The sequence below is a fragment of the Streptomyces sp. NPDC020996 genome (genome assembly GCF_040641355.1).
Lineage (GTDB): Bacteria > Actinomycetota > Actinomycetes > Streptomycetales > Streptomycetaceae > Streptomyces.
Window position 1 is genome coordinate 64,349 of sequence record NZ_JBFADM010000036.1, and the last position, 22,189, is coordinate 86,537.

General features: G+C 71.5%; 21 protein-coding genes. 14 read left to right on the forward strand and 7 right to left on the reverse strand.

Annotation, left to right across the window (positions count from 1 at the left end; translation table 11 throughout):
* Position 1 precedes the first annotated feature (1 nt).
* Positions 2-634, reverse strand: coding sequence for an AIM24 family protein (locus AB0G63_RS23720; RefSeq protein ID WP_324784785.1), 633 nt, complete (start codon positions 632-634; stop codon positions 2-4).
* A 195-nt stretch (positions 635-829) separates the two neighbouring features.
* Here AB0G63_RS23720 and AB0G63_RS23725 point away from each other — a divergent pair, with 195 nt between their 5' ends.
* The 5 genes from AB0G63_RS23725 (at position 830) to AB0G63_RS23745 (ending at position 3,653) form a co-directional block, all read left to right on the forward strand.
* Entirely contained in the window at positions 830-1,174 is a 345-nt protein-coding gene (locus AB0G63_RS23725; RefSeq protein WP_360753572.1) for a DUF3817 domain-containing protein, read from the forward strand.
* Positions 1,171-1,464, forward strand: a complete 294-nt coding sequence (locus AB0G63_RS23730; protein WP_189701513.1) for an MTH1187 family thiamine-binding protein — start codon at positions 1,171-1,173, stop codon at positions 1,462-1,464. The genes AB0G63_RS23725 and AB0G63_RS23730 overlap by 4 nt, the downstream gene beginning before the upstream one ends.
* A 121-nt stretch (positions 1,465-1,585) precedes the next feature.
* Positions 1,586-2,338 carry a hypothetical protein gene (locus tag AB0G63_RS23735; protein ID WP_360753575.1) on the forward strand — a complete coding sequence of 251 codons (753 nt, stop codon included), beginning with the start codon at positions 1,586-1,588 and terminating at the stop codon, positions 2,336-2,338.
* A 23-nt stretch (positions 2,339-2,361) separates the two neighbouring features.
* Positions 2,362-3,006, forward strand: a complete 645-nt coding sequence (locus AB0G63_RS23740) for a DUF4166 domain-containing protein (RefSeq protein ID WP_360753628.1) — start codon at positions 2,362-2,364, stop codon at positions 3,004-3,006.
* Positions 3,003-3,653, forward strand: coding sequence for a TetR/AcrR family transcriptional regulator (locus tag AB0G63_RS23745; RefSeq protein WP_360753577.1), 651 nt, complete (start codon positions 3,003-3,005; stop codon positions 3,651-3,653). The genes AB0G63_RS23740 and AB0G63_RS23745 overlap by 4 nt, the downstream gene beginning before the upstream one ends.
* Before the next feature lie 383 nt (positions 3,654-4,036).
* On the opposite strand, the gene AB0G63_RS23750 is transcribed toward AB0G63_RS23745, so the two are convergent.
* Complete coding sequence (locus tag AB0G63_RS23750; RefSeq protein ID WP_360753580.1) at positions 4,037-5,020, reverse strand: DUF5937 family protein; 984 nt, start codon at positions 5,018-5,020, stop codon at positions 4,037-4,039.
* A gap of 69 nt (positions 5,021-5,089) precedes the next feature.
* Here AB0G63_RS23750 and AB0G63_RS23755 point away from each other — a divergent pair, with 69 nt between their 5' ends.
* The 4 genes from AB0G63_RS23755 (at position 5,090) to AB0G63_RS23770 (ending at position 9,166) form a co-directional block, all read left to right on the forward strand.
* A complete protein-coding gene (locus tag AB0G63_RS23755; RefSeq protein WP_360753583.1) occupies positions 5,090-6,400 on the forward strand; it encodes an MFS transporter in 1,311 nt (436 codons plus the stop codon).
* A gap of 22 nt (positions 6,401-6,422) precedes the next feature.
* A complete protein-coding gene (locus AB0G63_RS23760; protein ID WP_360753586.1) occupies positions 6,423-6,932 on the forward strand; it encodes a MarR family transcriptional regulator in 510 nt (169 codons plus the stop codon).
* 66 nt (positions 6,933-6,998) lie between these two features.
* On the forward strand, positions 6,999-7,337 hold the full coding sequence (locus AB0G63_RS23765; protein ID WP_360753588.1) for a DUF3817 domain-containing protein: 339 nt from the start codon (positions 6,999-7,001) through the stop codon (positions 7,335-7,337).
* A gap of 128 nt (positions 7,338-7,465) precedes the next feature.
* Entirely contained in the window at positions 7,466-9,166 is a 1,701-nt protein-coding gene (locus AB0G63_RS23770) for a methylmalonyl-CoA mutase family protein (RefSeq protein WP_360753591.1), read from the forward strand.
* Between the two features lie 40 nt (positions 9,167-9,206).
* On the opposite strand, the gene AB0G63_RS23775 is transcribed toward AB0G63_RS23770, so the two are convergent.
* On the reverse strand, positions 9,207-9,827 hold the full coding sequence (locus AB0G63_RS23775; protein WP_360753594.1) for a TetR/AcrR family transcriptional regulator: 621 nt from the start codon (positions 9,825-9,827) through the stop codon (positions 9,207-9,209).
* 232 nt (positions 9,828-10,059) lie between these two features.
* On the opposite strand from AB0G63_RS23775, the gene AB0G63_RS23780 reads away from it, so the two are divergent.
* From AB0G63_RS23780 to AB0G63_RS23795, 4 genes are all read left to right on the forward strand, one after another.
* The gene (locus AB0G63_RS23780) at positions 10,060-11,031 is read left to right on the forward strand and encodes a tetratricopeptide repeat protein (RefSeq protein ID WP_360753597.1); all 972 of its coding nucleotides are present in this window, start codon (positions 10,060-10,062) and stop codon (positions 11,029-11,031) included.
* A 672-nt stretch (positions 11,032-11,703) separates the two neighbouring features.
* Positions 11,704-12,339, forward strand: coding sequence for a DUF6230 family protein (locus tag AB0G63_RS23785; protein WP_360753599.1), 636 nt, complete (start codon positions 11,704-11,706; stop codon positions 12,337-12,339).
* 174 nt (positions 12,340-12,513) lie between these two features.
* On the forward strand, positions 12,514-13,134 hold the full coding sequence (locus AB0G63_RS23790; RefSeq protein ID WP_360753602.1) for a DUF6114 domain-containing protein: 621 nt from the start codon (positions 12,514-12,516) through the stop codon (positions 13,132-13,134).
* On the forward strand, positions 13,124-14,473 hold the full coding sequence (locus AB0G63_RS23795) for a hypothetical protein (RefSeq protein WP_360753604.1): 1,350 nt from the start codon (positions 13,124-13,126) through the stop codon (positions 14,471-14,473). The genes AB0G63_RS23790 and AB0G63_RS23795 overlap by 11 nt, the downstream gene beginning before the upstream one ends.
* 138 nt (positions 14,474-14,611) lie before the next feature.
* On the opposite strand, the gene pyk is transcribed toward AB0G63_RS23795, so the two are convergent.
* The 3 genes from pyk to pta all read right to left on the reverse strand — a co-directional run bounded on the left by pyk (position 14,612) and on the right by pta (position 19,515).
* Positions 14,612-16,042 (reverse strand): pyruvate kinase, encoded by a 1,431-nt coding sequence (gene pyk, locus AB0G63_RS23800; protein WP_360753607.1) that lies wholly within the window; start codon positions 16,040-16,042, stop codon positions 14,612-14,614.
* 126 nt (positions 16,043-16,168) lie between these two features.
* A complete protein-coding gene (locus AB0G63_RS23805; RefSeq protein WP_360753630.1) occupies positions 16,169-17,398 on the reverse strand; it encodes an acetate kinase in 1,230 nt (409 codons plus the stop codon).
* A 26-nt stretch (positions 17,399-17,424) separates the two neighbouring features.
* Entirely contained in the window at positions 17,425-19,515 is a 2,091-nt protein-coding gene (gene pta / locus AB0G63_RS23810) for a phosphate acetyltransferase (protein ID WP_360753609.1), read from the reverse strand.
* A 319-nt stretch (positions 19,516-19,834) separates the two neighbouring features.
* Between pta and AB0G63_RS23815 the strand changes: the two genes are divergently transcribed.
* On the forward strand, positions 19,835-20,860 hold the full coding sequence (locus AB0G63_RS23815; RefSeq protein WP_360753612.1) for an ATP-dependent 6-phosphofructokinase: 1,026 nt from the start codon (positions 19,835-19,837) through the stop codon (positions 20,858-20,860).
* Between the two features lie 56 nt (positions 20,861-20,916).
* Here the strand turns inward: AB0G63_RS23815 and AB0G63_RS23820 are convergent, their stop codons facing one another.
* The gene (locus tag AB0G63_RS23820; RefSeq protein ID WP_360753615.1) at positions 20,917-21,630 is read right to left on the reverse strand and encodes an XRE family transcriptional regulator; all 714 of its coding nucleotides are present in this window, start codon (positions 21,628-21,630) and stop codon (positions 20,917-20,919) included.
* Positions 21,631-22,189 lie beyond the last annotated feature (559 nt).

Genomic DNA, 22,189 nt, shown 5'->3' on the forward strand with positions numbered 1-22,189 from the left:
GTCACACATCACCCGCGATCGTGTTCCGCTCGCTCGGCTGCACGTACACCAGGCCGTCCCCCTCGAACCGGATCTGGAAGGCCTCGCCGCCGCCCTCGCCCAGGAGGGTGCGGAACGTCACACCGGACTGGAACGACTGCCGCAGGTTGCCCTGGTGCGCGATGTAGGCGCCGGGGTCGACGTTCAGCGGGTACTGCGCGCTGACCCGCAGCACGACCGCCGGACCGTCCGACATGATCGCCGCCTGCCCGTGCCCCTCGATCGTCGTCGTGAACAGCCCGTTGCCCTGGGTGGCCCCGCGCAGCCCCGTGAAGGTCGTCCCGGTGCGCAGCCCGGCGTCGGTGGCGAGCAGGTTGCTCGACTCCACGTACAGCTTGTCCCCCTGGAGCGCGACCAGGTTGATCTCGCTCGCCCGGTCGGCGAACCAGCAGGTCCCGTGCCCCTTCACCTCCATCAACGTCATCTGCTCGCCGGTGAGCCGCCGGGTCACCATGCCCCGGATGCCCTCACCGCCGCCGCTCATCTTCTTGAAGGCCATCTGCCCGTCGTACGCGACCATGGAGCCGTTCTTCGCCTTGACGGCATCTCCGGTCATGTCGACGGCCAGCACCTTGCTGCCTTGAAGTCGGAACATCGCCACGCAGCGACGGTAGCCGCCGCCCGCCCCCGCCGCACAGAGCCCACAGGGGGAGAAAGTCCCTGAAGAAACCCTCAGTGACCCCGCCGGCCGACCCCCCGACCGCCGTTCGCCCCGTCGTTTGCCACAATGGCGGAGCGTTTGTGCTTGCGTTCACAAACCTCACTCCGACCGACCCCCCGAAGGTGACCCGTGGACCTCAAGACCGCCACCGCCCTCCGCCGCCTCCGCCTCGTCTCCGCCCCCGAGGCGGTCTCCTTCCTCCTCCTGCTGGTCTGCTCGGTCCTGAAGCGGACCACGGACTTCAACGCGGTGCCGGTGATGGGCATGGTGCACGGCGTCCTGTTCGTCCTCTACGTGGTCTTCTGGGCGGACGCCTGGAACCGCGCCAAGTGGGACCTCAGGACCGCGGCCCTCTACTTCGTCCTCTCCGTCCTGCCGACCGGCGGCTTCTTCGCCGAGCGCAAGCTCAAGCGGGCGGCCGAGGACGCGGTCATCGCCTCCCGCGCCCGCAAGGAAGGGGTCGTGAACGCATGATCGTCGCCTTCTCCGTGACGCCGCTGGGCGTCGGCGAGGACGTGGGGGAGTACGTCGCCGACGCCGTCCGCGTGGTCCGCGAGTCGGGCCTGCCCAACCGCACGGACGCCATGTTCACCTCGGTCGAGGGCGAGTGGGACGAGGTCATGGACGTCGTCAGGCGAGCCGTCGCCGCGGTCGAGGCGCGGGCGCCGCGCGTCTCCCTGGTCCTGAAGGCGGACATCCGCCCCGGCGTGACCGACGGCCTGACCTCCAAGGTGGAGACGGTGGAACGCCACCTCGCCCAGTAGGAGCAACCCCGGCTCGCCCGAGCCGGGGTTTTCTCGTCCCACCTCTTTGAGCGACCGCTCAAAACCCTGTAACTTGAGCAGTCGCTCAAACTCAAGGCCGACCGGGGGACGGACGTACACCATGGGGCTCTACATAGAGGCGCGGATCCGCGCCGATCTCGACGATCTCTGGACGCGCACCCAGGACCCGGCCCAGCACCGGCGCTGGGACCTGCGCTTCACCGAGATCACCCTCCTCCCTTCCGCGGAGGGCGAGCCGCAGCGCTTCCGTTACGCCACGCGGGTGCTGCCCTTCCTGAAGATCGCCGGCACCGGAGTCTCGGCGGGCGAGCGCCGGCGCCCGGACGGCACCCGCACCTCCGCCCTCCGCTTCGCCTCCCCGCACCCCCTCTCCCTCCTCGCCGAGGGCAGCGGCTACTGGCGCTACATCCCCGACGGCGACGGCGTCCGCTTCCTCACCGGCTACGACTACCGCCCCCGCTGGGGCGTCCTCGGCGCCCTCGCCGACCGGCTGCTGCTGCGCCCGCTCATGGGCTGGGCGACGGCCTGGTCCTTCGACCGGCTGCGCCTGTGGCTGGAGCGGGGCATCACCCCCGAGCGAGCCCGCGCCAACTGGCTGGCCGAACTCCTCGTCCGCGCTCTCACGGCCGCCCTCTCCCTCACCCTCTTCGGCTACGGCCACCTCCTGCCCCCCGCCGGCCCCCTGTCCCCCCTGCTCTCCTTCACGACCCCCGTGCTGTCGCTGGTGGCCCTCTCCCTGGCCCTCTTCGCACCACCGCTGCCCACGACACCGGCCGCCCGCCGCTGCCTGCGCACGCCACCCACACACACGCGCGCCCCCCGACTGCTGCGCACCCTGGAGGACCACCGGTGACCACATCGATCTTCCGCACCGCCATGGGCTCCGACTTCGACCGCCTCCACCCCCAGTTGCGGCGCCGCTTCTCCGTCGGCCTGGCGAGCGGCGAGGCGTGCACCGGCCGGGGCGTGATGGACCGCGTCTGGCACGGAGGGGCGTTCGTGAAGCCGTTCCTGGCCCTGGGCGCCACCCGCAACATCCTGGTCCCCCGTACGGGCCGCCGGGTGCCGTTCGTGATCGAGAACGTTCCGTACACCGACCGCTACGGCCGTGAGACGGTGACCTTCGTGCGCACCTTCGACCTGGGCCGTCCCCACCGCTTCGACGCCCAGATGGTGCTGAGCCCCAAGGGCGACCGCATCCTCGACTACCTGGGCACCCACCAGCACCTCGCCAGCGACCTCCACCTCCGCGCCGAGCCGGACGGCTCGCTCCTCATCCGCTCCGGCGAGCACCGGTTCCGCGAGGGCCCGGTGGACGTGCGCGTCCCCGAACTGCTCGGCGCGACCGCCGAGGTCCGCGAGTCCTACGACGCCGCCGCCGCCCGCTTCCGCATCAGCGTCCGCGTGGTCAACCGCCACTTCGGCCCGCTGTTCGGCTACGAGGGCTCCTTCACCGCCACCTACACCCCGGTCCGCCCACGCCCCGACCTGCGCCCGGTCCGCGAGGAGCGGCGCGCGTGAGCGCCGAGACGGCCAAGTCGCACGAGACGAAGACCAGACTCCTCGAGGGCGCGCTGCGCACGCTGACCGAGCAGGGCATCGCCAAGACGTCGGCCCGTACGATCGCGACGGCGGCCGGGGTCAACCAGGCGCTGGTCTTCTACCACTTCGGCTCGGTGGACGAACTCCTCGCCGCGGCCTGCCGCTACGGGGCGGAGCGCTCCGTGTCCCGCTACCGCGCCCGCCTCTCCTCGGTCACCTCGCTGTCCGAACTCCTCGCCGTGGGACGGCGGATGCACGAGGAGGAACGCGCCGGCGGCCATGTGGCGCTCCTGGGCCAACTGCTGGCAGGCGCCCAGACCCACGCCACCCTCGGCCCCGCCACGGCAGCCGGCCTGGACCTGTGGATCACCGAGATCGAACAGGTCCTCACCCGGGTCCTCGCGGGCACCCCCTTCGCCGAGTTCACCGACCCCGCGGGCCTGGCCCGCGCCGTGGCGGCGTCCTTCGTCGGCATCGAGCTGTACGAAGGCGTGGACCTGCCCGGCGCGACCGCAGCGCTCGACGCACTGGACCAACTGGGCTCCCTCGTAGCGGCCTTGGAGGAACTAGGCCCCGTGGCCCAACGCGCCGTAAAACACCACCTGCGCCGCACAGGCCGCAACTGAACGGCACCCGCGGCCGAGTACGTGCGGGCCGTGTCGGTGCGGTGAGGCCGGCCTGAAGCTCCGCGCCATGGGGACGGACCCGCGGCCGAGTACGTGCGGGCCGTGTCGGTGCGGTGAGGCCGGCCTGAAGCTCCGCGGCATGGGGACGGACCCGTGGCCGAGTACGCGCGGGCCGTGTCGGTGCGGTGAGGCCCGCCTGAAGCTCCGCGCCATGGGGACGCACCCGCGGCCGAGTACGCACGGGAGCGGGTCGTGGCGGTGCGGTGGAGCCCGCCGCTTACCTGGTCCCCACGCCCTGGGCCGTGGCGGCGGGCGGAGGGGCGCAACCCGCGGCGGGCTCACCGCACCGCCACGACCCCGACCCCCCACGCACCCAGAGCCGTTCACCCGTCCCCCGAGACCAGCGCGATCCCCAGCGGCGTCCGCTCGTACAGCACCTGATGCCCGTACCGGCGCGAGGTCAGCAGCCCGGCCTCGCGCAACACGGTCAGGTGGGCCGACACGGACGACGGCGCGAGCCCCAGCCGAAGGGCGAGCGCGGTGGTGGCGGCGGGTTCGTCCAGTGCGGCGAGCACGGCGGCGCGCCCCCGCCCGAGCAGCCGTACGAGCGCCTCGGGAGCGCGGTCGTCCGGCGCGGCCCACAGCCCCCCGATCCCGCGGGCCGGATAGGCGAGCGTCGGCTGCCACGGCGGGTCGAAGGTGCTGACGACGTCCGGCCAGAGGAACACGCTCGGCATGAGCACCAGCCCCTGCCCGCCGAGATGCCGCTCGTGCCGCCCCCGGAACTCGACGGTCAGCGTCCCGGCGCGCCACCCGAACCGCCGGTTGATCTCCGGCAGCAGCCTGCCCAGCCCCACCTCGGCCAGCCGCCGCGAGTGAAAGGCCACGTCGGCCTCCAGCAGGGCGCGCAGCCGGGTCCAGTCCGGTGCGAGCAGAGTGCGCCAGACCTCCTCCATCGTGTCGGACAGTTCCCGGACCATGCGGGCCGGATCCCGCAGCCACCTCCTGGCCTGTGCCGAGTCCAGCGCGCCCGGGGTGTCCGCGAGCGACTTCGCGGTGTCCGCGCGGGCCTCCTCCGGGTCGCTCGCCCGCACGGCCGCGATCTCCTCCTCGAAACCGGCCGCGGGCCCGATCGGCGGCGGGCAGAGCCAGTCGGGGCAGTGCCCGTACCGCGGCATCAGCAGCCACAGGTCGGTCAGATCGAGCGCGGCGGCCGCGCGGCCCGTGCGGCGCAGCCAGTGCGCGTGGTAGCCGTGCCGCTCGGGATACTTCAGCATGCGCACGGCCTGCTGCGTCTCCCACAACGGGGACACGGCGAAGCGGCACCGGAGGAAGTCGTCCTCCCCGAAGTGCAGATATGAGGGCACGACACTCCCAAGATTCGGACACCCCCGAATCTCTAGAATGCCCCACCCCCCTCACCCAAGCTGCTGCCCATGCCAGACCACGCACCACCCCCACCGATCCCCGAACCCGCACCCGCCCCCGCACCCGTCCCCGAACCCGCACCCGCCCCCGAACCCGCACCCCCACCCGGCTACACCCAAGTCTTCGCGGTCCGCGAGTTCCGCGCCGTCTTCGCCGCCCACGCCCTGTCCCTCCTGGGCGTGATCGTCAGCGAGATCGCCCTGTCCGTCCTGATCTACGACCTCACCGGCTCACCCCTGATGAGCGCCCTCACCTTCGCGCTCGGCTTCCTCCCGTACGCGGTGGGCGGAACGCTGCTGGCGGGGATCGCCGACCGCTTCCCGGCCCGGCGGGTCCTGGTGGTGTGCGACCTGGCACAGGCCGCGTGCACCGCCCTGATGGTCGCCCCCGGCACCCACACAGCCGTCCTGCTCGCCCTGCGCTGCTGCGTGGCCGTCGTCTCGCCGGTGTTCCAGGGGACCCGGATGGCCACGCTGGCGGACATCCTCGGCGACGGCGACCTGTTCGTGCTCGGACGCTCCCTGCTGCGCATCGTCTCGCAGAGCGCGCTGCTCGTCGGCTACGGCCTCGGCGGCCTGCTGCTCGTCGCCGTGTCACCGCGCCACGCGCTGCTGATCACCGTGGGCACCTTCTGCGCCTCGGCAGCCCTGCTGCGCTTCGGCACCCGGCGCAGGCCCGCCCGCGCCGGCGCCGGAAGCGCCCTGGCGCAGGACTCTCCCAAGGGCGGCGCCCGGCAGCTGCTCGCCGACCGCCGCGTGCGCGTGCTGCTCCTGCTGTTCTGGGTGCCGCCCATGTTCGCGGTGGTGCCGGAGGCGCTGGCGGCGCCCTACGCCGACCAGCTGGCCGCCGGCTCCGTAGGGCTCGGCCTGCTGATGTGCGCGCTGCCGGTCGGCACGATCGCCGGCGAGCTGTACGCGGGCGCCCGCCTGCGCCCCGCCACCCGGGAACGGATCGCCCTGCCCCTGGTCTGCCTGACCCTGCTGCCGTACGCCGGGTACGCCTTCCGTCCCGGCCTCGCCGTGTCCCTCCTGCTGCTCGCGGTCTCGGGCACGGGCTCGGCGTACACGCTGGGGCTGGACCAGTGGTTCGTGCGGGCCGTGCCGGAGGAGTCGCGGGGCCGGGCGATGACCCTGCTCACCGCCGGGCTGATGACGATCCAGGGGGCGGGCATGGCGCTGGCCGGCGTGGCCGCCCAGTTCGCCGGGGTGACGGCGACGGTCGTGGGCGCCGGAGTGCTGGGCACGGCCTGCTGCACCCTGCTCGCCCGCGAAGCGGTCCGCACCCGACCGAAAGACGAGACGGGGCTGACCAGCATATGACCGGCCGGTAAGGTCTGATGCCGTGCCGAAGCCGCTCAGTCTCCCGTTCGATCCCATCGCCCGCGCCGACGAACTCTGGAAGCAGCGCTGGGGAAACGTGCCGTCCATGGCGGCCATCACCTCGATCATGCGCGCGCACCAGATCCTGCTCGCCGAGGTCGACGCGGTGGTCAAGCCCTACGGACTGACCTTCGCACGGTACGAGGCCCTGGTGCTGCTGACCTTCTCCAAGGCCGGCGAGCTGCCGATGTCCAAGATCGGCGAGCGTCTGATGGTGCACCCCACGTCCGTCACGAACACCGTGGACCGGCTGGTGAAGTCCGGCCTGGTGGACCGCAGGCCCAACCCCAACGACGGCCGCGGCACCCTCGCCGTCATCACGGACAAGGGCCGCGAGGTGGTCGACGCCGCCACCCGTGACCTGATGGCGATGGACTTCGGCCTGGGCGTGTACGACGCGGACGAGTGCCAGGAGATCTTCGCGATGCTGCGCCCGCTGCGAGTCGCGGCGCACGACTTCGACGACGAGTGACACCGCGCCGGGCCCGCCCCGGGCCCGGCGCGGGATCCACCGGAACGGGCGGTTACGCTCGATGCCATGAAGAAGAGCGTGCTGACCCGCTACCGCGTCATGGCCTACGTCACCGGTGTGCTGCTGGTCCTGCTGTGCCTGAGCATGATCGCCAAGTACGGCCTGGACATGGACGGCGCCGCGGACTTCACCCGCGTCGTCGCCATCGCGCACGGCTGGCTCTACGTCGTCTACCTGGTCTTCGCCTTCGACCTGGGCTCCAAGGCGAAGTGGCCGGTCGGCAAGCAGCTGTGGGTGCTGCTGGCGGGGACGATCCCGACGGCGGCCTTCTTCGTGGAGCGCAGGATCAGCCACGAGCTGGAGGCCCGGACCGCCGGGGAGGCCCCGGCCGTCGCCAAGGCCTGACCCGGACCTCACCGCCGTACGCGCGCCTCGACCGTACCGCCGTACGCGCGCCTCGACGTACCGCCGTACGAGTGCGTACGGCGGTCCCCCATCGACATTTACTTGGACGTCCTAGTAAATTCGAGGGTATGGACGCTGACGCCATCGAGGAGGGCCGCCGACGCTGGCAGGCCCGGTACGACGCCGCACGCAAGCGCGACGCAGACTTCACCACGCTCTCCGGGGACCCCGTGGAGCCGGTGTACGGGCCACGGCCGGGGGACGCCTACGACGGATTCGAGCGCATCGGCTGGCCGGGGGAGTACCCCTTCACGCGCGGGCTGTACCCGACCGGCTACCGGGGCCGTACCTGGACCATCCGCCAGTTCGCCGGGTTCGGCAACGCCGAGCAGACCAACGAGCGCTACAAGATGATCCTCGGCAACGGCGGCGGCGGGCTGTCCGTCGCCTTCGACATGCCGACGCTGATGGGCCGTGACTCCGACGACCCGCGCTCGCTGGGCGAGGTCGGCCACTGCGGTGTGGCCATCGACTCGGCGGCCGACATGGAGGTGCTGTTCAAGGACATCCCGCTCGGTGATGTCACCACCTCCATGACCATCAGCGGACCGGCCGTCCCGGTCTTCTGCATGTACCTCGTCGCCGCCGAGCGCCAGGGCGTCGACCCGGCCGTCCTCAACGGCACGCTGCAGACCGACATCTTCAAGGAGTACATCGCGCAGAAGGAGTGGCTCTTCCAGCCCGAGCCGCACCTGCGCCTGATCGGCGACCTCATGGAGTACTGCGCGGCCGGCATCCCCGCCTACAAGCCGCTGTCCGTCTCCGGGTACCACATCCGCGAGGCCGGGGCCACGGCGGCGCAGGAGCTGGCGTACACCCTCGCGGACGGCTTCGGGTACGTGGAGCTGGGCCTGTCCCGCGGCCTGGACGTCGACGTCTTCGCCCCCGGCCTGTCCTTCTTCTTCGACGCGCACGTCGACTTCTTCGAGGAGATCGCCAAGTTCCGCGCGGCACGGCGCATCTGGGCACGCTGGATGCGGGACGTGTACGGCGCGACCTCCGAGAAGGCCCAGTGGCTGCGCTTCCACACGCAGACCGCCGGCGTCTCGCTGACCGCGCAGCAGCCGTACAACAACGTGGTGCGCACGGCCGTCGAGGCGCTCGCGGCGGTGCTCGGCGGGACCAACTCGCTGCACACCAACGCCCTGGACGAGACCCTCGCGCTGCCGAGCGAGCAGGCGGCGGAGATCGCCCTGCGCACCCAGCAGGTGCTCATGGAGGAGACCGGCGTCGCCAACGTCGCCGACCCGCTGGGCGGTTCGTGGTACGTCGAGCAGCTCACCGACCGGATCGAGTCGGACGCCGAGAAGATCTTCGAGCAGATCAAGGAGCGGGGTCTGCGCGCTCACCCGGACGGGCGACACCCGATCGGGCCCATCACCTCCGGGATCCTGCGCGGCATCGAGGACGGCTGGTTCACCGGCGAGATCGCCGAGTCCGCCTTCCGTTACCAGCAGGCCCTGGAGAAGGGCGAGAAGAAGGTCGTGGGCGTCAACGTCCACACCGGGTCCGTCACCGGCGACCTGGAGATCCTGCGGGTCAGCCACGAGGTGGAGCGGGAGCAGGTCCGGGTGCTGGCCGACCGCAAGGCCGCACGGGACGACGCCGCCGTGCGCTCCGCGCTGGACGCTATGCTCACCGCCGCGCGCGAGGGCGCCAACATGATCGGGCCGATGCTGGACGCCGTACGGGCGGAGGCGACGCTCGGCGAGATCTGCGGGGTGCTGCGCGACGAGTGGGGGGTGTACACCGAGCCCGCCGGTTTCTGACCGGGCGGCCGGACCACCCTCTGCGGGAACCGTCCTTCGCTCACGCGGATCCGGCGAGACCGAGCAGCAGCACCTTCGTGAGGCCGCGCGCCCACTGCTCGTCCGCCGGTTCCGCGCTCACCAGGGTGCGGTGGACCACCGCACCCGCCACCACGTCGAAGATCAGGTCCGCGGTGCGGGCGGCCTCCGCCGGATCCGCCGACGCCGGAAGCTCGCCGCGCTCCTGCGCCCGGGCGCGGCCCTCCACCACCAGGCGCTTCTGCCGTTCCACGATGGACTGGCGGATGCGCTCGCGCAGGGCCGCGTCCCGCGTCGACTCGGCGACCACCGCCATCAGGCCGCTCCTGGCCTCCGGGCGGGCCAGGATGGCGGCGAACTGCAGGACCACGCCCTCGATGTCGGCGGCCAGGGTGCCGCGGTCGGGGAGTTCGAGCTCGTCGAAGAGTTCCGCCACCGCGTCCACCACGAGCTCGTTCTTGCCCGCCCAGCGGCGGTAGAGGGTCGTCTTGGCCACCCCGGCGCGCGTCGCGACGTCCTGGAGGGTGAGTTTCGACCAGCCGAGTTCCACCAGCGCCTGCCGCGTGGCGGCCAGGATCGCCGCGTCCGCGGCGGCGCTGCGCGGGCGTCCTGCGGCGCGCGGGGCGGGTGTGCGGCTCTGCATCCCCCGACCATAACCGGCGGATCCCGTGATGCCGTGAGGGAGATCACCGGAATCCGGTTTCGTGCGGGCGCCCGGTGCTATTACGCTACGGGTCGTAGCGAAAGCTCGACGAGTGACGACCACTGACGAGTGACGACCACCGGCGCGGGTGGGGACCCGGCGCCGAAGCACACGGCGGACCGGCTTGCCGCCGCTTTTCACAACACGCGCACTCACGGGGGAGGATAGACGCATGCAGCCACGGAACATGTCCATGAGCGGAGTCGTCGACCTCGCCGCGGTGAAGGCGGCCCAGGAGGCCAAGGCGAAGGCGGAGCAGGCGCGCGCCGAAGCGGCACGGCAGGGCGGGGGAGGCGCGGTCTCCCCGGCCGACCTCGTGATCGACGTCGACGAGGCGTCCTTCGAACGCGACGTCCTGCAGCGGTCCGCCGAGGTGCCCGTCGTCATCGACTTCTGGGCCGAGTGGTGTCAGCCCTGCAAGCAGCTGAGCCCGGTCCTGGAACGGCTCGCCGTCGAGTACAACGGCCGGTTCCTGCTCGCCAAGATCGACGTCGACGCGAACCAGATGCTGATGCAGCAGTTCGGGGTCCAGGGGATCCCGGCGGTGTTCGCGGTGGTCGCGGGCCAGGCGCTGCCCCTCTTCCAGGGCGCCGCGGGCGAGGCGCAGATCCGGCAGACCCTGGACCAACTGGTGCAGGTCGCCGAGCAGCGCTTCGGCCTGACCGGCCTGACCGTCGACCCGGATGCCGAGCCGGGCGGCGCGGTGGCCCCCGAAAAGCCCGCAAGCCCCCACGACGCGCTGCTCGACGCCGCCGTGCGGGCGCTGGACGCGGGCGACCTGGCGGGCGCCATCCAGGCGTACCGCAACGTGCTCAGCGACGACCCGGCCAACCCGGAGGCCAAACTCGGCCTCGCGCAGGCGGAGTTGCTGCAGCGGGTGCAGGGCGTGGACCCGCAGCGGGCCCGCCGGGAGGCGGCCGAGAAGCCGGCCGACGTGCAGGCGCAGATCACCGCCGCCGACCTGGACCTGGTGGGCGGACACGTCGAGGACGCCTTCGGGCGGCTCATCGACACCGTGCGGCGCACGGCGGGCGACGACCGGGACGCCGTACGCCTGCGGCTGCTGGAGCTGTTCGAGGTCGTGGGGGCGGAGGACCCACGGGTGGCCGCCGCGCGCCGGGCGCTGGCGCGCGCCCTGTTCTGAGCGGGGTTGCGCATCCGGTTCTGAGCGGGGCGCCGGTCCTGTTCTGACCAGTCGTTAAACGCTCGGGTCTGTGATGCCCGGGTGAAAGATCTGCCGACGCGGTTCCACTGCGGCCGCGCTTTACCAAATCTTGGTAATCGCGGCCGCTGTTACTGCCAGTAAGTTATGGGCGTCGGTCTGTCGGATTCTGTCCGGCGATCAATAGTTTTGCCCCCTGGCTCGACGGCACCCTGCGTCGCCGTCCGAGACCTCCGGGCCGTCCTTCGGTTATCCGGCCGTTACTAGCCAGTAACGAACCCCCTTGTGCGGGCGGCGAGAATGCACCACGATCGGCCACGCTCGGTCCGTTCCCGTACCCCGACAGCCGGTCGGGTCGCGGGAGTTCCAGGGTCCCCACCGAGCAGAACCGGCGTCACGGACGCCGGTTCTCGGACAGGGGGGTCTTCGCCCACCCGGCGAAGCCTGTCCGGCAAGGTTGTGCGTGATGCGTGTCAGGCGCGACCAGTGGTTGTCGCTCGGGGGTGATCGCCGGTGATTCGGGCGCGTTTCTCGCGCCGCCGAGCGCGGGCGCTCTCCTTCCCGAGGACGTAGCACTTCTCCCATCCCTGCCCGGCTGAGCCGCCGACTGGAGGCAGTCAGGGTCAGGAGATGTACGTCCGAGAAGGAGGAAATATGGAGTCCCAGGTGCGTGGCGGGACCAGATGGAAGCGGTTCGCTGTGGTCATGGTGCCCAGCGTCGCCGCGACGGCCGCGATAGGCGTCGCCCTCGCGCAGGGCGCTCTTGCCGCGTCCTTCAGCGTGTCCGGCCAGCAGTTCAAGGTGACCGCAGACTCCCTGCAGGGCACCGGCTTCTCGCAGTACGGCGCGCTTGACTCGGGGTACACCCTCGACGGCAAGAAGACGGTCCACCCGGTGGCGGTCTCGGCGTTCAAGTCCGCGACCATCAAGGGCCTGTGCCAGTCCGTGGTCACCCCGGACATCCCGATTCTGGGCAACGTCAGCCTGATCCTGAAGGCGGGCGGCGGCGCCACGCCGGTCGAGGCGGACAACCTCTACATCGACCTCGACGAGCTGAGCGCCGACGCGACGTTCACGAACATCGACATCGGTGTGGCCGCCAAGGACGCCTCCAAGGGTCCGGGCATGAAGGGCGGCGGCGAGCAGGCGAACCCGTACGGATTCGCGCAGCAGGCCGAGAAGGCCGAGCTGACCGGCGTGAAGCAGACGGCGTGGGCCACCACCGCCGGAACCTTCAAGCTCAGCGGCCTGAAGATGTCGGTGTCGACGGGTGTCAAGGAGTGCTACTAAGCACTCGATGACGGGCGGGGGAGCCGATGGCGCCCCCGCCCGTCCACTCTCCCCCGCCTTCTTCACGCCTTGCCCACGGATCACCACCGCATCACCAAGCACCAACACCGCACCACATCACCGCACCACACCGCACCACCACCACAGCAACGCCGCACCAGGGAGCTGTTTTCCATGAGCGCCGAGACTCCTGCCGCACCCGGCCAGTTCAGCCGCCGGAGGCTGCAGTTCCGCGCCTGGCGGGGCACGCGGCCGTTCTGGGCCGGGTTGTTCGTCCTGCTCGCCGGCTTTCCGATCATGTACTTCCCGTACGCGCATCTCCAGGTCGGTCACCTGACGTTGGCGATGGCCACCACCGGGGGTGCCGGCTCCCTGATCATCGGCGTGCTGCTCGTCGTCCTGGGTGTCAGCCTCTGGTTCCAGAAGCACGTGCGCACCTTCGCGGGCGTCGCGGCGATCCTGCTGGCCCTGGTGTCCATCCCGGTGTCCAACCTCGGCGGCTTCCTCATGGGCTTCCTGCTCGCGATGGTCGGCGGGGCCATGGCCGTGTCGTGGGTGCCGGGTGTGCCGTCCGCCGAAGAGCCGGTCCGCAAGGACGCGGCGGGCACGGGCACCGCCCCCGAGGCGGCCGGCCCGGACACCACGGCGCCCGAGCCCGCCCAGGCGCCGGCCGAGACGCAGTCCGCGGCGCCGGGCGAGACGCAGCCCGAGGCGCCTGCCGAGGCGAGCGAGCCGAACGATCTGTCAGGAACGAGCCCGGCCAACGGGGCGAACGGGAGGCACAGTGCCGGCTGACGAGGTGGCCCACGGGACTGACGTGGACGCGTCCCGTGTGAGAACCGGGCCGCGTCACGCGGCACCCAAGAAGCCGCTGTTCACCAGGTTCCACATGCCGGCCGGCAAGGCGATAGCCACGGTGGCGATGCCGACCGCGGTGCTGATGGGGATGGGATTCACGTCGACTCTCGCCCTCGCCGACAGCAACGGCTCCTCGCCGTCGCCGACGGCGAAGAGCCTGACCGCCGACGAGTACAAGGACTGCGTGACCGCCCTGACGGACTCGGGCGACGCCTCTGCCTCGCCGTCGCCGTCCGCCTCCGCGAGCAGCACCGACTCCGCGACGCCCACGCCGTCGTCCACCGCCGGCACGTCGAAGAACTCCTCGGACACCAGCACCGGTACGGACTCCGGTACGGACTCCGGCACGGGCTCTACGCCGGATTCGGGTTCCGGCGACAAGGCCACGCCCACGCCGTCCCCCGGCACCTCGGGTTCGGACTCCGGCAGCGACGCCACCGCCACGCCGACCCCGTCGGCGTCCGAGAGCGGCAACCTGCTCGACACCATCGGCGACACGATCGGCGACATCTTCACCGGCGGCGGCGACTCCACGGCCACCGCCGACCCGACGCCGGCCGCGTCCGCGTCGCCGAGCGCGACCGCGGGCTCCTCGTCCTCGTCGTCCTCGTCGAAGTCCTCTGACAGTGGCACGGCTGGCACGGCTGGCGCGACTGGTACGGCCGACACGGCCGGCGACACGGTGAAGGACGTGACCGCCACCCCGACCGCGACGGCCACCGAGACCCCGGCCCCGACCGCGTCCGCCACACCCTCCGCCAGTGCCTCGCCCAGTGCGAGCCCGGCCGCCACGGACTGCCCGGCCGCCACGGACGACGTCAGCGGCGTCGACAACGCGGTGCCGGTGGCGGACGACCCCTGGTACCTCAACGCCAGCTCCCTGCTGCTGAAGGGCGCCGACTACCAGGGCATCGTCGAGGTGAAGACGGCCAATGGCACCAAGAAGAAGGCGCTGAAGTACGTCATCTCCGGCGGCACCGACATCGGCGACCTGCACCAGACGGTCAAGGACCAGCAGTCCGGCAAGACTTACCACGTCCAGGCCGGCAAGGGCACCACGTCCACGATCCGCGACGGCGACACGGTGATGTACACCGAAAGCATCTCCGGCAACCTGTTCGGCCTGATCCCGATCACGTTCAGCCCGGACAACCCGCCGCCGCTGAACATCCCGCTGATCTACTTCACCAACGTCAAGGTCGTACAGGCCGCCCAGTTCGGCGGCACCCTGCACGTGCCCGGGATGCACCTGTACACCACCGACGGCACCGGCTGACCGCCGCCACGAACCCGTTCGGGAGCCGCACAGCCGAGGGCGTCCCCTGGTCCCAGGGGACGCCCTCGGTGTCGTACGGGTCCGTGGTCGTACGGGGTCGTGGTCGTACGGGTCCGTGCGGGCAGTCCGCGTCCGGCGTCAGTCGTTCTCGCCGCCGCCGAGGTGGTGGACGCGGACCATGTTGGTGGTGCCGGGGACGCCGGGCGGCGAGCCGGCGGTGATGATCATGATGTCGCCGTCGTTGTACCGGCCCAGCTTCATGACCTCCTGGTCGACCAGGTCGACCATCTCGTCGGTGCTGTTGACGAACGGCACGATGTGCGATTCCACGCCCCAGCTGAGCGTGAGCTGGTTGCGGGTGCCCTCGTCGGTGGTGAAGGCGAGGATCGGCTGGGTGGCGCGGTAGCGGCTCAGCCGGCGGGCGGTGTCACCGGACTTGGTGAAGGCGATCAGGGTCTTGCCGCCCAGGAAGTCCGCGATCTCGCACGCGGCACGCGCCACCGAACCACCCTGCGTGCGGGGCTTCTTGCCCGGCACCAGCGGCTGCAGGCCCTTGCTGAGCAGCTCCTGCTCGGCCGCCGTGACGATCTTCGACATCGTCTTGACGGTCTCGACCGGATACGCGCCCACGCTCGACTCGGCGGACAGCATGACCGCGTCCGCCCCGTCCAGGATCGCGTTGGCCACGTCGGACGCCTCGGCGCGGGTCGGACGGGAGTTGGTGATCATCGACTCCATCATCTGGGTCGCCACGATCACCGGCTTGGCGTTGCGCCGGCACAGCTCGATCAGGCGCTTCTGCACCATGGGGACCTTCTCGAGCGGGTACTCGACGGCCAGGTCGCCACGGGCCACCATCACGGCGTCGAACGCCGCGACGACGTCCTCCATGTTCTCCACCGCCTGCGGTTTCTCCACCTTGGCGATGACGGGGACGCGGCGGCCCTCCTCGTCCATGACCTTGTGGACGTCGGCGACGTCCTTGGCGTCCCGCACGAAGGACAGGGCGACCATGTCGCAGCCCATGCGCAGCGCGAACCGGAGGTCCTCGACGTCCTTCTCGCTCAGCGCCGGCACGTTCACCGCCGCGCCGGGCAGGTTGATGCCCTTGTGGTCGGAGACGACGCCGCCCTCGACGACGACCGTCTTCACCCGCGGGCCCTCGACGTCCAGCACCTTAAGCTCGACGTTGCCGTCGTTGATGAGGATCTGGTCGCCGCGCGCGACATCGCCGGGCAGGCCCTTGTAGGTCGTGCCGCAGATGCTCTTGTCGCCGGGGACGTCCTCGGTCGTGATGACGAACTCGTCACCCCGCTCGAGTTCGACCGGGCCCTCGGCGAAGGTCTCCAGGCGGATCTTCGGACCCTGCAGGTCGGCGAGGACGCCGATGGCCCGGCCGGTCTCCTTGGCCGCGGCCCGGACGCGGTCGTACCGCGCCTGGTGCTCGGCGTGGGTGCCGTGGCTGAAGTTGAAGCGGGCCACGTTCATGCCGGCCTCGATCATGGAGACCAGCATCTCGTGGGAGTCGACCGCGGGGCCGAGAGTACAGACGATTTTCGAACGGCGCATGGGGCGATCCTATCGGTTTGTTTCGCCGCGGAATATTCCGTCTGGCGGAAGATACAAATGGGCGGGGCCGCGCTCAGGCGTGTTACCGACGTGTATTCCTCGGCTGTTGTCCGGCGGTTCTGTTGTCTAGCGGTTCTTTCCGACCAGCGCGTAGGTCTGTGTCGCGATCTCCAGTTCCTCGTCCGTCGGCACCACGGCGACGGCCACGCGCGCGTGCGCGGGCGAGATCAGCCGCGGCCCGTCGCCCGGCGCCGCGTTCAGCGTGGCGTCGACCGCCAGGCCCAGTTCCTCCAGGCCCGCCACGGCGGCCTCCCGCACCGATGCCGCGTTCTCGCCCACCCCGGCGGTGAAGGCGACCGCGTCCACCCGTCCGAGCACCGCGTAATAGGCGCCTATGTACTTCTTCAAACGGTGAATATAGATGTCGAACGCGAGCTGCGCCCGTTCGTCACCTTCACCGATACGCCGTCGGATCTCCCGCATGTCGTTGTCACCGCACAGCCCGATCAGTCCGCTCCTCTTGTTGAGAAGAGTGTCGATCTCGTCGGTGGACATTCCCCCTACGCGCGCCAAATGGAAGATGACGGCCGGGTCCAGGTCCCCGGACCGCGTACCCATCACCAGCCCCTCCAAAGGCGTCAGCCCCATGGAGGTGTCCACGCACTTCCCGGCCCGCACGGCCGACGCGGACGCGCCGTTGCCCAGGTGCAGCACGATCAGGTTGACGTCCTCGGGCGCCCTGCCCAGCAGCTTCGCCGTCGCCCGGGACACGTAGGCGTGCGAGGTCCCGTGGAACCCGTAGCGCCGGATGCGGTGGGCGTCGGCCGTGGCCACGTCGATCGCGTACCGGGCGGCCGACTCCGGCATGGTGGTGTGGAACGCGGTGTCGAAGACGGCGACCTGGGGCAGGTCGGGGCGCAGCGCCCGCGCGGTGCGGATGCCGGTGAGGTTGGCCGGGTTGTGCAGCGGGGCCACCGGGATCAGCCGCTCGATCTCGTCGAGCACGGTGTCGTCGATCACGGTCGGCTCGGTGAAGTGCATGCCGCCGTGCACCACCCGGTGCCCGATGGCGGCGAGTTCGGGCGAGTCGAGCCCGAGCCCGTCCCTGGCCAGCTCGTCGGAGACGGCCTTCAGCGCGGCGTCGTGGTCGGCGATGGGCCCGTCGTGTTCCCGGGTCACGCCGGTGGCCGACGGTGTGTGCCGCAGCCGCGAGGTCTGCTCGCCGATCCGCTCGACGAGCCCCACCGCCAGCCGGCGGCTCTCCCGCATGTCGAGGAGCTGGTACTTCACCGAGGAGGAGCCGGAGTTGAGGACGAGGACGCGGGCGGCGGGCGCCGGGTGCGGATCGCCGGGCAGGGCGGCGCTGGGCGACGGGTGGGAGGTCACGGGGCGGAAACCTTCTCGGTCGGGGACTGGGCCTGGATCGCCGTGATGGCGACCGTGTTCACGATGTCCTGGACGAGGGCGCCCCGGGACAGGTCGTTGACGGGCTTGCGCAGCCCCTGGAGCACCGGTCCGACCGCGATCGCCCCGGCCGAGCGCTGCACGGCCTTGTAGGTGTTGTTCCCGGTGTTGAGGTCGGGGAAGATCAGGACGCTCGCCTGCCCGGCCACCTCGGACTCCGGCAGCTTCGTCGCCGCGACCGTCGGCTCGACGGCGGCGTCGTACTGGATCGGCCCCTCGATCTTCAGGTCCGGCCGCCGCGAACGCACCAGCTCCGTCGCCTCGCGCACCTTGTCGACGTCGGCGCCGAAGCCGGAGTTGCCGGTGGAGTACGACAGCATCGCGATCCGCGGTTCCACCCCGAACTGCTCGGCGGTGGCCGCCGACTGGACGGCGATGTCGGCGAGCTGCGCCGCGTCCGGGTCGGGGTTCACCGCGCAGTCGCCGTAGACCAGCACCTTGTCGGCGAGGCACATGAAGAAGACCGAGCTGACGATCTTGGTGTCCGGCTTGGTCTTGATGATCTCGAACGCGGGCCGGATGGTCGCGGCCGTGGAGTGCACCGAACCGGACACCATGCCGTCGGCGAGCCCCTGCTCGACCATCAGCGTGCCGAAGTAGTTGGCGTCCGAGACGACGTCGTACGCCAGCTCCACCGTGACGCCCTTGTGGGCGCGCAGCTTCGCGTACTTCTCGGCGAAGGCGTCCCGCAGCTCGGAGGTGGCCGGGTCGATCAGCTGCGCCTCGCCCAGGTCGATGCCGATGTCGGCGGCCTTCTTGCGGATCTGCTCGACCGGGCCGAGCAGCACGAGGTCGCACACCCCGCGGCGCAGCAGTACCTCGGCGGCGTGCAGGACGCGCTCCTCGGTCCCCTCGGGCAGCACGACGCGGCGCCGGTCGGAGCGGGCCTGCTCCAGCAGCTTGTGCTCGAACATCATGGGCGTCACGCGGTCGGTGGTGGGCGCGGACACCCGCCCGAGCAGGGCGGCGGTGTCGACGTAGCGCTCGAAGACGCCGAGCGCCATCTCCGCCTTGCGCGGGGTCGCCGCGTTCAGCTTGCCCTCCAGAGCGAAGAGCTGCTCGGCGGTCGGGAAGCTCATGCCGGGCACCGAGAGCACCGGGGTGCCCGGGGCCAGCCGGGAGGCCAGGGTGAGGACGTCCTCGCCGGGGGCCTCGCCCAGGGTCAGCAGCACACCGGCGATCGGCGGGGTGCCGGCGCTGTGCGCGGCGAACGAGCCGACGACCAGGTCGGCGCGGTCACCGGGGGTGACGACCAGGCAGCCGGGCGTCAGGGCGTCGAGGAACTTCGGCAGCATCGCGCCGCCGAAGACGAAGTCGAGGGCGTCCCGGGCGAGCCCGGAGTCGTCGCCCAGCACGATCCTGGCGTCCAGCGCCTGGGCGATCTGCGCGACGGTCGGCGCGGAGAGGGCCGGCTCGTCGGGCAGGACGTAGCAGGGCACGGGCAGCCGGGCCTCCAGCCGCTCGGCGATCACCTCACGGTCCTGGCGGTCGACCCGGTTGACGACCATGGCGAGGACGTCGCAGCCCAGCCCGTGGTACGCCCGGTAGGCGTTGCGCGTCTCGGCGCGCACGGACTCGGCGGTCTGCCGGCGGCCGCCCACCACCGGGATCACGGACGCGCCGAACTCGTTGGCGAGGCGGGCGTTCAGCGACAGTTCGTCCGGCAGCTGGGTGTCGGCGAAGTCGGTGCCGAGGACGAGGACGACGTCGTAGTCGCGCGCGACCCGGTGGAACCGGTCGATCAGGGTCGACACCAGCTCGTCGGTGCCCTGCTCGGCCTGCAGGGCGGACGCCTCCTGGTAGTCCATGCCGTAGACGGTGGCCGGGTCCTGGACCAGCCGGTACCGGGCACGCAGCAGCTCGAAGAGGCGGTCGGGGCTGTGGTGGACGAGCGGCCGGAACACGCCGACCCGGTCGACCTGCCGGGTCAGGAGCTCCATCACGCCCAGCTCCACGACCTGGCGGCCGTCGCCGCGGTCGATACCGGTCACGTACACGCTGCGCGTCACGCGTGCTCTCCGTTCGTCTCTCGGGGGTTTCGGGGGCCCCGGGGTCTCGGGGCCCGGCGTCGTCCGGGCAGGAGGCGGGGTGCGCACGCGGTGCGGAAATCGCCCACCGGGGTGAGCGCAGCCCTCTCGACAGTACCTCCGCCCCTGGCCGAAGCACCGTTCCGCAGCAAGATCGGGACCAATGGCCCACACGCCCCCCGTCCGGGAGGGACCGGACAGAAGCACTGTGGCCTTGTGCGGCATGGAACAATCGAACTGGCTCACCGGAACCAGCAATCCGGCTCATCGGCAACCAGAAGCGAGCAGGAGACACAGCACGATGCGCATCGGAGTTCTCACCGCAGGCGGCGACTGCCCTGGCCTGAACGCCGTGATCCGGTCGGTCGTGCACCGAGCGGTGACGGCGTACGGCGACGAGGTCATCGGCTTCGTGGACGGCTACGCGGGCCTGCTCGACGGCCGCTACCGCGGCCTCGACCTCAACGCGGTCAGCGGCATCCTGGCCCGCGGCGGCACCATCCTCGGCTCCTCGCGGCTGGAGCGGGACCGCCTGCGCGAGGCCTGCGAGAACGCCTCCGACATCGTCCGCGAGTTCGGCATCGACGCGCTGATCCCGATCGGCGGCGAAGGCACCCTGACGGCGGCGCGCATGCTGTCGGACGCGGGACTGCCGGTGGTCGGCGTCCCCAAGACGATCGACAACGACATCTCCTCCACCGACCGCACCTTCGGCTTCGACACCGCCGTCGGGGTCGCGACCGAGGCGATGGACCGCCTGAAGACGACCGCCGAGTCGCACCAGCGCGTGATGGTCGTCGAGGTGATGGGCCGGCACGCCGGATGGATCGCCCTCGAGTCCGGCATGGCGGCCGGCGCGCACGGCATCTGCCTGCCCGAGCGGGCCTTCGACCCGGCCGACCTGGTCAAGATGGTCGAGGAGCGCTTCTCGCGGGGCAAGAAGTTCGCCGTCATCTGCGTGGCCGAGGGCGCACACCCCGCCGAGGGCACCATGGACTACGGCAAGGGCGAGATCGACAAGTTCGGCCACGAGCGCTTCCAGGGCATAGGCACCGCCCTGGCCTACGAGTTGGAGCGCCGCCTCGGCAAGGAGGCCAAGCCGGTCATCCTCGGCCACGTCCAGCGCGGCGGCGTGCCGACCGCCTACGACCGCGTCCTCGCCACCCGCTTCGGCTGGCACGCCGTCGAGGCCGCGCACCGCGGTGAGTTCGGCCGGATGACCGCGCTGCGCGGCAACGACATCGTGATGGTGCCGCTGGCGGACGCGGTCACCGAGCTGAAGACCGTGCCGAAGGACCGGATGGACGAGGCGGAGTCGGTCTTCTAGACCGCTCCGGACGGTTCTGGGCTGTTCTGGTCGGTCACGGCCCTAACGGGTCCGGCTCAGACGCTGTTGTCCTGGATCGCCGCCCAGAAGTGGTCGACGATCCGGCGCAGGAACTCCCGGCCCGCGTCGCCGCCGCCCCGGCTCGGGGCGGCGGTCGTCTGCCGCTGGTAGTCCTGGTGCAGTTCCTGCAGGGCGTCCGCGAGCAGGCGCCGGTCCAGGGGCACCGTCCTGCCCACCGGGCGGACGTACGCCTGCCAGCGTGAGGTCACGGCGCTGCGCAGCAGCTGGGCGAGTTTCTCGTCGCGTCCCATGACCGAGATGAAGTCCGGCAGCGAGAGACCGAGCAGGTCGGCGAGCGCGGCCGACTGGCGGTCGCTGCCGCGCCAGCAGTCGTGCTCCTCCATGTGCAGATAGGCGAGGAGTTCGAGGCCGACGCGGTGGGCGACGTCCTCCGGGGCGAGTCCGCGGGCGATGCGGTGCTCGCGCAACGTGCGTGGTCTGCCGAGGAGTTCGTCCGGCGAACACCACAGAACTCCGGCCAGCGCGGTGAGTTCGGGGCCGGTGGGGGTGGTCAGTTCGTGCTCCCAGGCGATGACGAGGTCCGGGGTGACGTAGGGCAGTCCGTAGGAGGCGCGCAGCCCGAAGGCGACGTGCTCGGGCCCCATGTTCAGGGCGGCGCGCAGACGGCGGGCGGCGGTGGCGTCGAAGGGCGGATTGGGCGGATTCGGGGCGGCGGGCCGGTTCGGCTGAGCGGGGGGTGGTTGGCGCACGGCCCTCAACGTAGGGCCCTGGACCCGCGATGACTACGTTCTGTTCGGCCAGGATCACAGATCGTAGGAATCTACAGTTCCGGCCGCGGGGGCGGCCGGCCGGGGAACGCCTGTTTGACCCGGCGGGGCGGCGCGCGGCGACCGAGCGCGGCAGACGCGTCGGGCGCGCGCCGAAGGGCAAGGTGAGCGGGCATATGCCGTTCACCGCCGACGCCGGACCCCCCACCCCCGCCCGCCACCACCGCGACCGCAGCGACACCCCTACGGAAGGGTAACCACCGGCGCGATCCACACCCCCACAACCGCCCCGGCCCTGCGCCCCCGGCCCGCGCCTTCCGCAGCCCCCGCGACCCGCCTGCGGCCTGGCGGCCTGCGGCCTTCCGGCCTGGCGGCCTGGCGGCCTGCGGCCTTCCGGCCTGGCGGCCTGCGGCCTGCGGCCTTCCGGCCTGGCGGCCTGGCGGCCTGCGGCCTGCGGCCTGGCGGCCTGCGGCCTGGCGGCCTGCGGCCTGGCGGCCTTCCGGCCTGGCGGCCTTCCGGCCTGGCGGCCTTCCGGCCTGGC

Coding starts and splice junctions, on each gene's coding strand:
- AB0G63_RS23720 (WP_324784785.1), bottom strand. CDS start 634: ATGTTCCGACTTCAAGGCAGCAAGGTGCTGGCCGTCGACATGACCGGA.
- AB0G63_RS23730 (WP_189701513.1), top strand. CDS start 1,171: ATGATCGTCGCCTTCTCCGTGACGCCGCTGGGCGTCGGCGAGGACGTG.
- AB0G63_RS23815 (WP_360753612.1), top strand. CDS start 19,835: ATGCGCATCGGAGTTCTCACCGCAGGCGGCGACTGCCCTGGCCTGAAC.
- AB0G63_RS23740 (WP_360753628.1), top strand. CDS start 2,362: ATGGGCTCCGACTTCGACCGCCTCCACCCCCAGTTGCGGCGCCGCTTC.
- AB0G63_RS23775 (WP_360753594.1), bottom strand. CDS start 9,827: ATGCAGAGCCGCACACCCGCCCCGCGCGCCGCAGGACGCCCGCGCAGC.
- AB0G63_RS23770 (WP_360753591.1), top strand. CDS start 7,466: ATGGACGCTGACGCCATCGAGGAGGGCCGCCGACGCTGGCAGGCCCGG.
- pyk (WP_360753607.1), bottom strand. CDS start 16,042: ATGCGCCGTTCGAAAATCGTCTGTACTCTCGGCCCCGCGGTCGACTCC.
- AB0G63_RS23755 (WP_360753583.1), top strand. CDS start 5,090: ATGCCAGACCACGCACCACCCCCACCGATCCCCGAACCCGCACCCGCC.
- AB0G63_RS23735 (WP_360753575.1), top strand. CDS start 1,586: ATGGGGCTCTACATAGAGGCGCGGATCCGCGCCGATCTCGACGATCTC.
- AB0G63_RS23765 (WP_360753588.1), top strand. CDS start 6,999: ATGAAGAAGAGCGTGCTGACCCGCTACCGCGTCATGGCCTACGTCACC.
- AB0G63_RS23790 (WP_360753602.1), top strand. CDS start 12,514: ATGAGCGCCGAGACTCCTGCCGCACCCGGCCAGTTCAGCCGCCGGAGG.
- AB0G63_RS23785 (WP_360753599.1), top strand. CDS start 11,704: ATGGAGTCCCAGGTGCGTGGCGGGACCAGATGGAAGCGGTTCGCTGTG.
- AB0G63_RS23780 (WP_360753597.1), top strand. CDS start 10,060: ATGCAGCCACGGAACATGTCCATGAGCGGAGTCGTCGACCTCGCCGCG.